Annotated in this window: 15 protein-coding genes; 5 read left to right on the top strand and 10 right to left on the bottom strand. The window is 55.2% G+C overall.

Annotated elements, in window-relative coordinates; all coding sequences use genetic code 11:
• Positions 1–269: 269 nt before the first annotated feature.
• Positions 270–842 carry a VOC family protein gene (locus FYZ48_RS05545; RefSeq protein WP_145044893.1) on the top strand — a complete coding sequence of 191 codons (573 nt, stop codon included), beginning with the start codon at positions 270–272 and terminating at the stop codon, positions 840–842.
• 51 nt (positions 843–893) lie between these two features.
• On the opposite strand, the gene FYZ48_RS05540 is transcribed toward FYZ48_RS05545, so the two are convergent.
• Positions 894–2,405 (bottom strand): sigma-54 dependent transcriptional regulator, encoded by a 1,512-nt coding sequence (locus FYZ48_RS05540; RefSeq protein ID WP_242022409.1) that lies wholly within the window; start codon positions 2,403–2,405, stop codon positions 894–896.
• A gap of 419 nt (positions 2,406–2,824) precedes the next feature.
• Here FYZ48_RS05540 and ispD point away from each other — a divergent pair, with 419 nt between their 5' ends.
• Positions 2,825–3,595, top strand: coding sequence for a 2-C-methyl-D-erythritol 4-phosphate cytidylyltransferase (ispD, locus tag FYZ48_RS05535; protein ID WP_145044891.1), 771 nt, complete (start codon positions 2,825–2,827; stop codon positions 3,593–3,595).
• Between the two features lie 114 nt (positions 3,596–3,709).
• Positions 3,710–4,273, top strand: coding sequence for a hypothetical protein (locus FYZ48_RS05530; protein WP_149338343.1), 564 nt, complete (start codon positions 3,710–3,712; stop codon positions 4,271–4,273).
• Between the two features lie 63 nt (positions 4,274–4,336).
• Here the strand turns inward: FYZ48_RS05530 and rpsU are convergent, their stop codons facing one another.
• The 7 genes from rpsU to FYZ48_RS29180 form a co-directional block, all read right to left on the bottom strand.
• Positions 4,337–4,534, bottom strand: a complete 198-nt coding sequence (gene rpsU / locus FYZ48_RS05525) for a 30S ribosomal protein S21 (RefSeq protein ID WP_144980715.1) — start codon at positions 4,532–4,534, stop codon at positions 4,337–4,339.
• A gap of 254 nt (positions 4,535–4,788) precedes the next feature.
• The gene (gene thyX / locus FYZ48_RS05520) at positions 4,789–5,697 is read right to left on the bottom strand and encodes an FAD-dependent thymidylate synthase (RefSeq protein WP_149338341.1); all 909 of its coding nucleotides are present in this window, start codon (positions 5,695–5,697) and stop codon (positions 4,789–4,791) included.
• Between the two features lie 171 nt (positions 5,698–5,868).
• Complete coding sequence (locus FYZ48_RS05515; protein ID WP_149338339.1) at positions 5,869–6,933, bottom strand: Gfo/Idh/MocA family protein; 1,065 nt, start codon at positions 6,931–6,933, stop codon at positions 5,869–5,871.
• A gap of 107 nt (positions 6,934–7,040) precedes the next feature.
• The gene (locus tag FYZ48_RS05510) at positions 7,041–7,865 is read right to left on the bottom strand and encodes a class I SAM-dependent methyltransferase (protein ID WP_149338337.1); all 825 of its coding nucleotides are present in this window, start codon (positions 7,863–7,865) and stop codon (positions 7,041–7,043) included.
• A gap of 45 nt (positions 7,866–7,910) precedes the next feature.
• Positions 7,911–8,786 carry a glycosyltransferase family 2 protein gene (locus FYZ48_RS05505; RefSeq protein ID WP_149338335.1) on the bottom strand — a complete coding sequence of 292 codons (876 nt, stop codon included), beginning with the start codon at positions 8,784–8,786 and terminating at the stop codon, positions 7,911–7,913.
• 9 nt (positions 8,787–8,795) lie between these two features.
• Entirely contained in the window at positions 8,796–10,505 is a 1,710-nt protein-coding gene (locus FYZ48_RS05500) for a hypothetical protein (RefSeq protein ID WP_149338333.1), read from the bottom strand.
• Positions 10,506–10,654: 149 nt separating this feature from the next.
• Complete coding sequence (locus FYZ48_RS29180; protein WP_187781883.1) at positions 10,655–10,813, bottom strand: hypothetical protein; 159 nt, start codon at positions 10,811–10,813, stop codon at positions 10,655–10,657.
• Here FYZ48_RS29180 and FYZ48_RS05495 point away from each other — a divergent pair.
• On the top strand, positions 10,796–11,140 hold the full coding sequence (locus tag FYZ48_RS05495) for a VOC family protein (protein ID WP_149338331.1): 345 nt from the start codon (positions 10,796–10,798) through the stop codon (positions 11,138–11,140). The genes FYZ48_RS29180 and FYZ48_RS05495 overlap by 18 nt on opposite strands.
• Positions 11,137–12,183, top strand: coding sequence for a Gfo/Idh/MocA family protein (locus FYZ48_RS05490; protein ID WP_149338329.1), 1,047 nt, complete (start codon positions 11,137–11,139; stop codon positions 12,181–12,183). The genes FYZ48_RS05495 and FYZ48_RS05490 overlap by 4 nt, the downstream gene beginning before the upstream one ends.
• Positions 12,184–12,271: 88 nt before the next feature.
• On the opposite strand, the gene FYZ48_RS05485 is transcribed toward FYZ48_RS05490, so the two are convergent.
• Positions 12,272–13,903 carry a hybrid sensor histidine kinase/response regulator gene (locus FYZ48_RS05485; RefSeq protein ID WP_187781882.1) on the bottom strand — a complete coding sequence of 544 codons (1,632 nt, stop codon included), beginning with the start codon at positions 13,901–13,903 and terminating at the stop codon, positions 12,272–12,274.
• A 235-nt stretch (positions 13,904–14,138) separates the two neighbouring features.
• On the bottom strand, positions 14,139–15,047 hold the full coding sequence (locus tag FYZ48_RS05480; protein WP_187781881.1) for a leucine-rich repeat domain-containing protein: 909 nt from the start codon (positions 15,045–15,047) through the stop codon (positions 14,139–14,141).
• Between the last annotated feature and the right edge of the window lie 11 nt (positions 15,048–15,058).

Genomic DNA, 15,058 nt, shown 5'->3' with positions numbered 1-15,058 from the left:
ATTTTCAGGCAGGATGTGTTCAGCTGTTATAGCATTTCCCGGAAGTGGTTCAACGAAAAAATCACAGATCGGCGGGTATCGTTGCGTGGTGTAGAACGAGTCTACCTGAAATCACAAGACCAGTTTTTGAACTAAGTGGGGAATTGAGTTAGTTTTGCAGAAAGGGATGAGATCGGCTTGAGGTCTGCCTCAGATGCAAGTAGCCTGATATATAGAGACCTGCGAGGGGAAGAGTAGGTCTGATCTTTTTTTAATTCAGGAGTTGCTTGATGAAGAATCCCAGTTTTGTGAATCGCGAGCTGATCTGTACGACGTTGATCGTGTTCATCGTCAGTGGGATCGCCGCGTGGGCCGCCAGTAGCAAGACTGTGCCGGATGTCGAATATGCCAAATCTACCGTCGACTTTGGGATTGTGGTCAGCGACCTGGAGAAATCTCTCGAGTTCTATAAAAACGCCCTGGGCATGCAGGAACGTGAGATGTTCGCAGTGACTCCCGAAATGGGAGGCGACTCGGGTCTGTCCGATTACCAGGCGTTCAAAGTGTATCCCCTGGTGCTGGCGAATGACAAAACGGCAACCAACGTCAAACTGATGCAGTTCAAAGAGGCACCGGGTAAGAAGGTCGACAACTCCTTCATCCACTCATCTCTGGGTGTGAGCTACCTGACGCTCTACGTCAAAGACATGAATGCCGCCCTCGAACGGGCGAAAGCATACGGCGTCAAGCCGATTGCCAAAGGACCGATCTCACTGCCGGAAGGTTTCCCTAAAGGGGTTTACCTGGCACTGGTTCGCGATCCCGATGGCAACCTGGTCGAACTGGTCGGTCCGAAGAAATAATTGATCTCCAATCCAGACGAGCCAACCATGATGACACTCAATCGAGTGTCATCATTTTTTTGTGCTCATGCCGTACTTCTTCATTTTGTTGTACAGCGTAACGCGGCTGATGCCCAGTGTTTTGGCCGTGTTGGTGCGGCTGTAGTTGTTCTTGAACAGAGCCTGTTCGATCAGTTCTTTCTCGGTAACCGCGACCTGATCGCCCAGTCGTTCGGAGTCGCTCTGTTTATGGTGACCCAGGATGACTGACGGATCGTTGGTCGGTCCGGCCTGTCCCATCAGAATGTGCGATGGCAGATTCTCTCTGCGTAAAACACCGTCGCGGCAGTAAATCACGGCACGGCGAATCACGTTTTCCAGTTCACGCACGTTGCCGGGCCAGGGGTAGGCGTGGAGGGCGTCGAGGAATTCATCGTCGATGCCTTCAATCACGATATTGTGTTTCGTCGACATCTGTTTGACAAAACCAGTTGCCAGCATGATGACGTCCGACTTGCGACGACGCAGCGGAAGGACGTCAAACTTCAGCATGTTAAGACGATAGTAAAGGTCCGGTCGGAATTTGCCCTGTTCAACCAGCGGCTGCAGGTCCATGTTGCTGGCCACGACGAGTCGTGCCTGGTTGACGTGTGTCTTATTGGAACCGATCGGTTCGAACTCGCCGGTTTCGATGACCCGTAACAGTTTGACCTGTTGCTCGGGACCGAGCACATCGATTTCGTCCAGCAGAATTGTACCCCGGCCGGCAGCGAGAAACTTACCTTCCTTATCGGCATGGGCACTGGTAAACGAACCACGGGTGTGACCGAAGAGTTCACTTTCAATCAGGTCGTTGGGCAGCGCACCACAGGCGACGTTCAGAAATGGCTCATCCCGGCGGGGAGAGACTTCGTGAATCAGCCGCGAGAGATATGTTTTGCCGGCTCCGGTTTCCCCGATGAGCAGTACGGTGACATCGTGCTGAGCGGCGATCTCCAGTTCATTGAGCATGATTTTCATCTCATGCGAACTGGTTTCAAAGCGACGGGTAATCCCGTGCAGAATGGATGTGTCCGATTCCAGTGGGATCTCCTCCTGTTGACTGTTGCGCCGGGAACCAGAGGAACTGCCTCGACCAGCACCACCGCCGGTTGATGCGACGGGGTTGGCGCCCGCGTTCATGGACATGGTTTCGCTGACCAGCACTTTTTCTTCCGGGTTCAACAAAGAATCGATATCGAGCAGCAGTTCCGCTTCGCTGGCAAAGCCTCTGATGTGTTTCAGAGTGCCGCAGGCGACTCGACGTTCGAGGATTTCCGGACATTCCTCCTCGGTCAGCATGATCAGTTCGGTTTCGGGAGCGTGGCGTTCAATCTGCTCGAGCAGATGATCTTCCTGGTGTCCGCCTGAAATCAGGAACCGCAGATCGACGAGAATGGAGTCGATCTCCTGTTCCCGGCAGTTGGCCAGGCAGTCTTCCAGAGTACTGCAGATGATCAAATGAAATGTTTTCTTGAAATGTGCCAGGATCTGTTGCTGTAGGACAGTATCGCGTGTGACGAGAATCAGTGTAGGCAGTTCCATAATGACTTTCTCTATTTCCAGATGACCAGGTGGTAACTCAGGATGTTGAACCTCGATCTGTTGTTAACACGGTGAGAGTGTCTGACCGAAGTGCTTCTGTTTTTAAACAAATGCAATGCCAGACTGTTAAGGAATTCAGACGGACTCTGTTTAAGTGACTGAAATCAAACAGCTTGAGAAAAGTAAAGCTGTCTGGAATGTCTGGAAACGGCACCGTGGTCTGTGGTGAAAAGGCATCATGCAGCGCGCGTGTTGTTTTTTGACAACGGTTGTGGACTGCTGATTGCAGGGATCGTAACGATTTCGACGGGGGACGGTGAAATTGGCAGGGGCGCGCTATTGGATGACGATTTACGGCTTGTTAAACTTCAGAAACAGCAAGACGGTTTCATGTCAGTAACATCAGAGAGGATAGTGCAGTGGCAACGTTTGCAGTCATCCTGGCAGCAGCAGGAAAGAGCAGCCGGTTTCAGTCGAAGGGGGCGGAGATCCTGGGTTCGGGGCCGCAGAAGAAACCCTTCATGGATCTGAAAGGCCGCGCGGTCTGGGTGCGGTCGGCGGAGATCTTTTCCAACCGCGAAGATGTGAAGCAGCTGATTATCTCGGTCTCCCCGGATGATATTGAATGGTTCAAGCAGAAGTTCCGTCCGAACCTGGCGTTCATGGATATCGAAATCGTTCCCGGGGGAGAGGAGCGGGCGGACTCGGTACAGAATGCGCTGGCCCGCGTGAAAGCCGACATCGATTACGTGGCCATCCACGATGCCGCCCGACCGCTAATTACGGATAAGTGGGTGGGAGAACTCTTCGCGGCGGCGGAGAAGCATCATGCCGTCATTCCTGCTGTGCGGGTTTCGAGCACACTCAAGCGGGCAGGCAAGGATCGGCAGATTCAGGAAACGGTCGACCGTACCGATCTCTGGGCAGCGCAGACTCCGCAGGTCTTTCAGCGGCAGATCCTGCTCGACGCCTATGCGAAGCGGGGCGATTTCCAGCCTACCGATGAAGCACAACTGGTAGAACATATCGGACAGGCGGTGACGATTGTGGAAGGTTCTCCCCTGAACCAGAAGATCACGACGGCCGCCGACTTCAAAATGGCCGAGGCATTGGTCAATGCTCTCCCCAAACCCAAGGGAATTCAGGCCCTGCATCCCTTCGCAGATGAGGAGCCGCGAGGGATCCTGTAAGCCTCGGGTGTGAGTTTGGTAAAACTTGTGTGAAGCCATGGTTTCTGTTTGAGCTTCTGAAAGGGGCGGGTTAGACTTGAACCGAGTGACCCCCGTTCAATAAAGGAAGTGACCATGAGTTCTACCCCCGATGCTCCCGAAACACCCGATTCCAAGCCCGCTCCCGCCAAGAAGAAAGTCAGCACCCAGCGGCGGATTATTTCCTGGGTCTTCATTCTGATTCTGCTGGGCGTGGTACTCCTGGAATGGCGGGCCAAGACCTCGCAGGCAAAGACGTTCAACAATCTCGACGCTGCGATGGAGACCGCGGGCAAATCGGGGGAAGTGCCTTTCAAAGACTTCCAGGCCAGCATGATTCAGGGAAGCCCTTCCGAGGAACTGGATGAATCAGGGGCGATTCTGAAGCTGTACCACTATCGCTGGGGAGGCGTCTTCAAGACATACCATTTGCGGATGCTGGTGGACAATGATGGCCAGGTGATTGTGTTCGATACCGCTGCCGAAGGAAGCTCGGTCAGTGGGATGCCCCGGATTTCGAAGGAGCGAATGGACGCTTTCGTGAAGGGACAGAAGGAACACGTTAAGCAGAAGGCGGCAGAGTCAGCCGAGGCAAAGGCGTCGAGGGACAAACAGGCTGCAGCAGAAGCCGCGGCGGCTGAAACGAAATCGGAGAACTGAGGGCGCATAAAAAAACGCATCCGAAAAGGGATGCGTTTTTTGTGTATTGTCAGATCTCAGTGATTACTGATTGTTCTGCAGACGGGAGAGACGGGCACGCCGTTCTGCACGTCGTCTGTTTCTTCGGTTTTCATCGCTGGGCTTTTCGTAGTATTCGCGGCGACGCATTTCTTTTTTGATACCAGCGTGTTCAACAATCTTGCGGAACCGTTTGACTGCCTCCTGAATAGATTCGTTTTCTCGTAACCGAAGTTTAACCACTCAAATCACCTTTTCTTTTTCCTGATTTCTGTCATTGTCTGGTTCACAGATCCACTCAAATCGGGATCTACTTAATTATCAATCGGTCTCATCTAAGATGAGAATTCAGACGAATTCGACTGTAACGGGTCGCACAAAGGGACCTCGCGCTACAGAGCGGGACCGATAAAGATAACAAACCCATCAGGTTCTGCAAAGCCAACCGCGGAAAATACTCGATGAATTTCCTGCGATAAGTGTTCAGACGGGCACGTTTATTCGGCTTTGAGGATCCCCATCCGCTCCAGTTTGGACTGACATTCGTCCCGTTCCCGGCTGCGTTTGAGCGATTTCCAGGTCTCATCCTGCACTTCGAGGAAGAGTTCGGAAGAGAATGGCGGAGCCAGCGATTCAGCGGCCGCCTTGGCCATCAGGCGTTCGATAACCCCTTTATCGAGGCGGGTCAGGAACATGGCTCCCTGGCGATAGTCTTCAAAAGCTTCCCAGACGACGGGGAACAGGGGTTTGACGATCTGTTCGCCGATGGCCCGTGAGTATTCCTGAATCTCCCACTGTGCATGGGAGTCCATGCGTAAACTCAGGAAGTGAATCAGGTTATGTAAATCGATTTTCCAGTAGGCTTCGGTGTAAGTTGCCAGGGGCAGGTCTTTGCGAGCCTGTTCACGGGCGACGCCAGCTTCGAGGCGGGCTTCGTAGACGGCGCGGGCCTTTTCCTGGAATTCGGTTTCTTCCGCAGTCAGCTGAGCGCCGACATCCTCGGGGAGTGGGGCATCGCTGCCCTGCCGGTTCGAGGTGGCCTGGGTCCGCCATTCGCCGGGAAGCGTGGTCTGGGCGGAGTCGATGGCGACCGAATAACGGGTGCTGTACTCGTTGACGTTCGCGGTCCGGTGCCGGATCCACTGACGCCAGCAGTCCATCGGAACACGCACGAGGAACTTCAATTCGGCCATTTCGAAGGGGGTGCTGTGACGATGACGCATGAGATAGCGGATCAGTGTGCGGTCGTCGGAGACGCGTTTGGTCCCTTCTCCGTAGCTGACGCGGGCTGCCTGAACAATTGAGCTGTCGTCGCCCATCACGTCGACCAGGCAGACAAACCCGTCATTGAGAACAGGAACTTTTTTCCAGCGAAGCTGTTCAACGAGTTCAGACCGCTCCGTCATCGGAAACACTCCCAGCAAGTATCAAAAGAGAATTGAAATATGAGATCAGGGGCAGGCAGAGGCATGCAATCTGCCAACAGCCATTTATAGTCAAACGGGCGTTTAAACGACACCGTACCGGCGGCTGAGTCTGCCAAAATCGGCAAAATCCCGCTGGAATCGTATTGGATCTCAGTAAATCGTGAGTCGGGACTGGATGTCCACCGTCCGGTTTTCCCGCGAGGATTTGAGGGCGGCGAGCAGGATTTCGGTCACATGCCGGGCCGTGGCGGCGTTCGACAGCGGGGGTTGGATTCCCTGGCGGATACAGGCGGCCCAGTGCTGGTGTGAATTCTGTACGGGATAAGTCGAGAGGTCGATCGACTCTTCGACGAGCGGCAGGTCTTCGTCGACGTCCGAACTGGGGTAAAAATAGCTGAGCAGTTTGGGCTGACGACAGCTGACGATTTTGCCCCGGGTGCCATGCACAGAAAATTCGTAGGTCCGGGCGGCATCGCACCAGCCGGTCTGCGCGGTGCCGAGAGCACCGTTTTCAAATTCGAGGATCATCGACGCCGTGTCTTCCAGGCGGGTCGGCTTGGCGACCGTCGTCAGTTTCGCGGTGATCGATTTCACTGCGCCCACGGTACCAACCAGGTTCGCGATGGCGTAGACGCCCATATCGAACAGGGCGCCGACGTCGGCCTTGTCGGCGTCGAAGAACCAGAGGTCGTCGGACGGCTTTTCTTCGAGGATCTGTTGAATGCCGGCGTAATAGACTTCCGGTCCCCCATGGCTGGCGCGGGCCTGGGCCGAGGAGATCGTGCCGAGTTTGTCATCCTGAATGTAATTGCGGGTGGCCAGCACCTGCGGGTTGGACATGTAGGGGAGTGCGAGCACCGTCTGGTTGTGGTTGGCGGTTTCTTCCACAAATGCATCGGCTTCGTCCATCGATGTGCTGAGTGGCTTCTGCATGTAAACATGCTTGCCGGCCTGGATGGCTTTGATACCCCATTCGACGTGCAGTGGATGGGGTAGGGCGATGGCGACGGCGTTGATGCGCTCGTCGTCGATGATGTCCTGGTAATTGTGGGTCCATTCGGGAACGTTAAACTTGCGACAGAGGACTTCGAGGCGGGACTGTTTGCGGCCGGCGAGCATCAGGACGTCGCAGTTGCTCACGGTCTGCAGTTCCGGTAGATGCATTTTGGCGGCGATGCCTCCGGCTCCGATAATGCCGACTTTCAATTGTTCCATCACAGTCTCCTCTTACCACGGTCACGTTGAAAACTCAGAGGATTTCAGTGTCTTCATTTTCGTTGTGGCTGTAAAGGATACACGGTTGCCGTGCAGCGGAGAATTTCTCAATCAATGGTGGACTCAGGTTTCTGGCCGGCGATGATCAGATTCCAGGTCAGTCGGTTCAAGAGCCAGGCGGGCAGGTGCTCCAGGCAGCCGTCGGTCCAGCAGGCCAGTTTCGCACAGGGTGTGGTGAGCCACTGTGGAGAGAGAGGAACTTCGGCGAAGGGGGTTGAAAACAGTCCCTGGGGGCGCAGGCGGATGTCTGTGAGACCGGCGCGACTGCAGGCAGCCTGAAGTTCGGCTGACGAGAGTTCCCGTTGATCGGAGGAGTAGTTCGCGTCAATGCGTTTGCGGATCGCGCGGGCGAAGGAGATCACCGGGTTGGCAGGCTGCGGTTCATTGGCGACGAGCCAGCCTCCTGGTTTCAACAGTTTGACCAGTGCTGCGAGTGTCGCGTCGAGATTGTTGAGGTGGTGCAGCAGGCCGATGGCAATAATCAGATCGAATGACCGTCCCGGCTGGAACTCCTGAATGTTCTGTGCCACGAATTGAATGCCCGGGCCTCCGTTAAACTCGCGGGCATAGTCAATCAGGTTTGTGGAGTAATCGACGCCGCAGTAGTCGCCGATGTGGTCTTGCAGGTATTGGGCGGCGAAGCCCGCTCCGCAGCCGACTTCCAGTACTGACGCGTTTTGGGATAAGGGGACGGCCTGCAGGGTTTGCAACAGGCGGTGACGCCGCGCAGCGCGCGAGGCGGGGAGCAGGTCCTTACGACAATACTCGGCAGCGATGCGGTCGAACAGTTCCCGGTCACGCGTGGCGTGGTCTGTAGGCTGCTCTCCTGCGGGGAGTCGATTCTGATTGTCGGACGGGCTTTGATCGTTCATGATTCAGCGTGACGGATCTGCTTTTTTCAACAGGAAAACGGGTAACTACTTCTGGCAGCGTTTATCGATCATATCTGCGAGCAGGGCGAAAAACGCAGTGTTCATGCCGAACATCAACAGCATGACCGATTTGTCGGTGATGTTCTGTAAGACGAATACGTCGTAACAGATCGAAATCGAAAAGGCGATGAGTTGAATGACGGCAAAGGGGCCGAAGACTTTGAGGGGGGCGAAATAGACGCCCAGGCGGATGATCAGCTGCAGGAACCGGAGGGTGTCGCGGATCGGTTGTATTTTGGATTTACCGATGCGGCGGGCGTATCCGATCGGTTCGTAATGCACGGTGTACTGGTTCGTGAGATGGGCGAGTGTAATCGTTGTGGTAAAACTGAACCCGTCCGGCAACAGTCCCAGGAACTTTTCCGCGAGGTTGCGACGAAAGACGCGGAGCCCGGAATTCAGGTCGGGGATGTTTCGGCCGGCGATCCAGGAAGCGTAGTGCCTGAGGAAGAATTTCGGCAGTTTTCGCAGCGTGGAATACTCGACGTCATCTGCGGTGCGGGAGCCGACCACCATGTCGTATTGATCCATGTAGGCGAGCAGGTCTTTGATCCGTGCATTGGGGTAGGTGCCGTCCGCGTCGGTAATCACGATCCAGTCATGGCTGGAATGGCGGATTCCTGTTTTCAGCGCAGCCCCGTAGCCCTGGTTCGTTTCATGGTGGAACAGCTTGAGATCGGGGTGTGTTTCGCGGAGAGCCTTGAGGGCTGCAGAAGAACCGTCGGTCGAACCGTCGTCGACTACGATCAGTTCGTGCGGTCCTGTCTCGGCCAGGATGGTTTCCAGGTCGACGATCGCCGCCGGCAGCGCTGCGGCTTCGTTATACAGGGGAACGATGACGGTGAATGGTTGCAGTGACATAGGCCTGGTTCAGCGCGGCGGCTGTTCTTTCTGTTCCTTGTGGTGCGGGTGGTCGGAGTAATGCTGCAGTTCAGGTGACACTGCATCGCCGTCCACGATCCAGACAGTGCGATCCTGGAAGTAGTCGAAGAGTAGCTGATTTTTATCAGGTTCGAGGACCCGAGCCCAGACGACTTTGGCGCCGTCGATATCAGCCCGGTTATAAATCCATTCTTTGTGTACGCTGTGATTCTGGTGATAGTAGACAAGCACCAGATGCTTGCCGGGAGTAGACTTAAGTCGTTCAAGGATCTGCTGACGTGCGCGGGCCCACTGATGGAATTCCGCGACTGCAGCCGGGAGGGTCCCCGAGGCGGCGCTGGCGATGGTCGTCAGAGCGGTTAATAAGAGGACGGTTGCGATCAATGCGGTTCCCACGGGACGCCAGTGGTGTTTCCAGACAGCCACGTAGCGGAGGCACTGGACTTGCAGCAGAATCAGCAGGCAGCCGATGGGGGCGAGGTAGTGCGGATGTCCCGAGGTGTCCTGGGCCAGAACTCCCGCGATGACCAGCGCGGAGGTGCCGACTGCAAACAGATTCGCCCGGTTGCGGAAGAGTGCGCCTGCCCCCAACAGGCAAATCAGACCGACCATGTAGGAACCCGTATAGACGAGGTCGAATTTCAACAGTTTGACCGGCAGGGAGAAACGGGTGCTGTCGAATTCATGTTGAATCAGCTGGTTCGCGGGCGAGGCGTCGAGATCGTAGCTGTAGATCGTGCGGAACCGTTTTTCCGCGTCGGGTGTTTCCTCGCTGGAGACAAGAATGCCATCGAGGGAATGGGGCCAGTACTGTTCGATCCACGCCTGGTATGGGAATTTCAAAGCATTGCCTGTCACGAGAAAGTTGTAATAGCCCATCCAGAGAAAAGCGGGGAGCAGGACCAGGAGCATCGGTAAGACACAGCGCAGCTGGGCGACGCGCCAGCCCGGTGAGTTGCGACCGATGAGCCAGATCAGCAGAACGAGTGCCACGGGGATCGCTGCCAGCAGGCCTTCATAGGGCCGACTGTTCGCGAGCAGGACGAGACCTATGGCGAGCGCGAGGGACGTGGAACTGCGCGGCGTTTGTTTCAGACGGGGGAGTGCCCCGAAGAGCAGGGCACCGCCGAGCAGAGCGACCTGGCCTCCCCAGTAGGAGAGTCCCCAGCCGGTGAGGAAGGACGCATTCAGTGTGGCGAGAAAACCGCCATAGACGGCCCAGCGTCGTGGGACCCAGCCGCAGAGCATCCAGAAGATGGCAGCGCAGGCAGCGGCCATGCCGAGCCAGGCACCAGCAATCGGATAGCCGGTCGTGGCTTGTCCCAGAGCGAGCAACAGTCCCTGTGCGGGTGGATATTTCGCCTGGTACGTAGGCTGGTGAATGATGTGGAAGCTTTCGAAATGTTCCCACTGGGGATGTGTGGGGTTGGTCAGTTTGCCGGATGCGAAGGTGTCTGCAGCGAGCAGGTAAGCAAACTCGTCGTGAACCATGGGGGCGGGAATGCGGATACAGAGACCGATGCCGATTTCCAGCAGCAGCGTCAGGCAGAAGAAGAACAGGACGCCCCGGGTGACACTGTCTTTAAAGCGGCGCATGAGCCAGCGGAACGGTTTCAGAATCGAGACCGTCGGGTGCGGGCTGCAGATGGCAATCGCGATGGCGCAGCAGACAATGATCAGTGGTAAGAGGTTATTCATGGGTGTTGGCTGTGGTCACGGTATCCGGGAGAAACAGGATTTCGCGGCAGTCTTTCGTCGAGGAGAGGAGAGAATATTGTGCGGGTCAAACGCGAGGGATGACAAGAGGGGAACGGAGACTTTTGCGGTAATCGAGCGGATCATGTGCTTCAGGTGCGGGCTGTGATGTTGCCGAAACGCATCATTTCCGCAGCATCCCTTTGATCGGACGCATTGGTGCCGGTAGAATCGATGTCTGCGAACCCGGCTGCCTGAAGCCGGTTCGAAGTCCCCCAGCTTAAGGAGCTGCCATGCGAGAGTTTCATCATGTGGGTGTGATTACCGACGATCCACAGCCGGGCGAAATCTACGTGGAAGAGACAAAGGTGTATGTCACCAACCCGAATGAGCATCCTTATAAAATCGAATATCTCAGGTTCGAGCCCGATACGCCGGTCAGCGGACCGGTTCGTAATCAGCCGCACATCGCCTTTAAGGTGCCTGATATCGATAAAGAAATAGAAGGCTTGCACGTTCTGCTGGGGCCGTTCCAGGCGATGGAGAATCTGAAAGTAGTTTTTGTATTGATCGATGGTGCCGTCTATGAATTCATGGAGTTCTCAGAGGGTACCGAATTTGGAGAACTGACATCATGACGTTGTTACGTGGTTACCTGTGTGTGGCTGTCTGTCTGATCCTTTGTTGTTGTGTGACGCAGGTCGCATCTGCGGAGGAAACGAAACCGCTGAAGATCGGCATCATCGGCCTGGATACTTCGCATTCGAGTAACTTCACGAAAATATTGAATAGCGCGGAGCCGAAGTTTCCCGAGTTCAAAGGCTGTCGTGTGGTCGCCGCTTATCCGCGGGGGAGTCGCGATATCAAGGAGAGCGTGGAATCCGTTCCCCAGATCACTGAGCAGGTAACAGCGCAGGGGGTAAAGATTGTACCCAGTATTGAAGCGTTGCTGGATGAGGTCGATGTGGTGCTGCTGGAGAGTAACGATGGTCGCGTGCACCTCGAGCAGGCTCTACCCGTGCTCAAAGCGGGGAAGCCTCTGTTCGTCGATAAGCCGGTCGCCGGTGATCTGACGGATGTGATTGCCATATATGAAGCGGCGAAACAATACAAGACGCCGGTTTTCAGTTCCTCATCACTGAGATACACCGACGGTGCGAAGAAGATTAACAGCGGTGTGGTGGGGGAGATCATTGGCTGTGATGCCTTCAGCCCCTGTCCGATGGAAAGCACCCATCCCGATTTTTACTGGTATGGAATTCACGGCGTTGAAACGCTGTATACGATCATGGGGCCGGGTTGTGAAACAGTGGTCCGCGTCAATACGCCGAACACGGATCTGGCAGTGGGGACCTGGAAAGACGGTCGGATCGGCACCTTCCGCGGACGCCGAAAAGAGAACAATGGCTACCAGGGAGGTTATGGCGGAACGGTTTATGGGAGTAAGGGGATTGCCCCGATTGGCAGTTTCAGCGGATATGAACCGTTGCTGGTGGAAGTGGTGAAATTCTTCCAGACCGGCAAGGCTCCGGTGAGTCCGGCGGAGACGATGGAGATCTACACGTTCATGTCGGCTGCGGATCAGAGTAAAACCAACGGCGGTCAGCCGGTGGCGCTTAAGGACGTGTATCAACAGGCGCATCAGGCTGCGTTGAAGAAGCTGGCGGCGCTGAAGGACTAGCAGTTAGCTTGAAACAAGAAAAGCCGGTTCACCCTGCGAGCGATTCAGGGTGACTCGGCTTTTTTATTGAGATCAGGACCAAGACTCGTCAGGAGAGACAGAGCTCGGAAGATTCAGAGAGTTCAGAAATCATCGCGACGAGTTGCCGACGATCGATGGGTTTCGTGATGTGATTGTTACAGCCGACGGCCAGACATTTTTCCCGGTCGCCTTCCATCGCGTTGGCGGTGAGTGAGATGATCGGGCCTGTGTAACCAACGTCGCGGACTTTGCGTGTGGCACTGTAGCCGTCGAGAATCGGCATCTGCATGTCCATGAGGATCACATCGAAGAGTGCGCCTCGTTCCATCTCCTGGACTGCGGCCTGGTAAGCCTCTTCACCATTTTCGGCCAGGCAGACTTCAGCGCCCGCTTTCTTGAGGATAAAGGAGATCAGCTTCTGGTTATCCGGACCGTCTTCTGCCAGCAGGACATGTTTACCACGCAGCGGAAACTCTGCTTCCACAGACGCTGTTTTATTGTCTGCTGCAACTGTCGTCGAAATCACATTTGTATCGAGAAGTTCGTGGAGCAGTTCGATTTCAGCCAGACTGCCGGTCCGCACGGTTGCGGAGAAACGGGAACCATGGTTGAGTTCACTCTGTACGGAAATGTCACCGCCGAGGATGTTGGCCAGTCGTTTGCAGATGGTCAGTCCCAGTCCGGTTCCCCCGTATTTGCGGGACGTGGATGAGTCGGCCTGGCTGAACGGACGGAACAGATTTGTCATCTGAGCTTCCGTCATGCCGATGCCCTGGTCGACGACCGTGAATTGGATTTGAGGCTCTTCGTAAGGTGCTTGCAGGAGTTCCGTTTCCAGGCGAATCGTGCCGACTTCCGTGAACTTAATCGCATTGCCAATGAGGTTGATCAGAATCTGGCGGATGCGGGTCGGGTCGGAATGGATTTGTGCGGGCAGGGGGAACTTGAAGTGCGTTTCGAGCTTGAGCCCCTTGGCTTCGGCGCGGACCTGCACGAGTTCCATGACTTCTTCCACGATGGTCTGTGGCGAGCAGGCGATGGATTCGACATCGAGTTTGCCTGCTTCAATTTTGGAGAGGTCCAGAATGTCGTTGATGAGTTCCATCAGGTGACCGCCGTTGCGGCGGATGGTATCCAGAGAATCGAGGAACAGTTCCGGCATCTGATGTGTGCGGGCTTCGAGTTCCAGGATTTCGGTGTAGCCGAGAATGGCCGTCATGGGAGTACGGATTTCATGGCTCATGTTGGCCAGGAAGGCGCTCTTGGACTGGTTAGCGGCTTCGGCCTGTTGTCTGAGATGTTTCTGTTCACGCAGGAGGTGAATTGCACGGATGGCGTTGCGGACCCGCGCTTTGATTTCCGATTCGGTGGCCGGTTTGGGGATGTAGTCGAAGGCACCTTCTTCGAAGGCGCGTGCAATTCCTTTGCCATCACTCTGTGTCGTGACCATGATGACCGCGATTTCTTCCGCCTTGAAGTTTTCACGGACTTCGCGAAGGACGTCAAATCCGTTCCGGGTCGGCATTTCCACATCGAGCAGCACGATGTCCGGCTGCAATTCGTTGATTTTCCGCCAGCCATCCTCACCATCGACGGCCGAATAGATCGTGTAACCTTCCGGCGTCAGGGCTTTGGAGAGGATATGCCGTACGACTTCCGAGTCGTCGACAATCAATACCTTGGATTTACGATAGATCATGTTTATGTTTTCTATTGCCTTGGGGACTATTTTACGGCGGGTGTAAAACATGGAGATACACAAAATTAGGACAGGATTATCTCGTAAGAGTAAATAGAGTTTAGAAAACGCCACAATTTCGAGTCTGCCAAGGTGACGGAGGTCTGGTTAAGCTGATTGGAGACATCGCGCGGAGAAGTACACTGAGTATGGAAGATCAGTTAAAACGCGTGGATTCAGTGTCGGTTCAGGTGTCTCAATCGTCGGAGATCCGCAATGCGGGTATTTCCAGTTGTAACGATTCCAGCATTTCGTCCGAAGCGCCGGTGTTGCTCAGACTGAGCTCGACAAGCTGAGGCGTACCAGAGAGATAGGCGACGCCGGTATCCGTGATTTCGGTATGGTCCAGAATCAGGACTTCGAGGCGGGGAAGCCGGGCAAGAATTTTAACGCCCTGGTCGCTGATGCGGGTCCCGTCCAGTTCGAGGAAGGAGAGCTGGTTGCAGCCAGCGATCAGTTTTGCAGTCTGATCTGTGACCGGGCAGTTCGACAGAGAGAGCGAGCGCAGCGTTTTCTGGGCGGGCTGTTGGTGAAAGACCGCGAGCTCGCTTTCATCAAATTTCGAGTTGGCCAGGCTGACGTGCTGAAGTCCATTCTGTCCCAGCAGCGTAGTCAGACAGGTTTCGTCTATCGTACAGAACCGCAGGGCAAGATCTTCGAGTTTCGTTAATCGAGCCAGGGCGCGCGCTCGTGGCTGATTAATGTGAAAGCCTTCCAGCGTTAACCATTTGAGCCGTGGAAAATTCGAGAGCCGTTGAAAGAGCTGATCGATTTCTGTTTCGCTGAGCTGCGCGGACTGGGTGAGGTGGATTCCGCCGATGGAGCGTTGATAACGCAGCAATGGCCCCGGGATAAACGGTTTTCCAGGAGCGTTTTCATAACCACCGCGGATCAATTCGCCTCGAGAATTACGAAATTCGGTTTCCAGGTGGGCCCCATGTTTCTGAAAGAAGGCGACCCGCTCGTGGAACATGACGATGAGAAACAGCGAGTAGGCCATCAGAGTTGCCAGCAGGAACAGAACGACGAACAGGGGCCGTTTGAAGAGAGTCCGTCTGACTGTGTCGGCCTGCTTGATCGACGGGCTGTCATCCGGGGAACTCATTCTGTCTCCTG

This window comes from Gimesia chilikensis (assembly GCF_008329715.1).
GTDB classification, from domain to species: domain Bacteria; phylum Planctomycetota; class Planctomycetia; order Planctomycetales; family Planctomycetaceae; genus Gimesia; species Gimesia chilikensis.
This window is presented reverse-complemented; position numbering and strand designations above follow the sequence as displayed.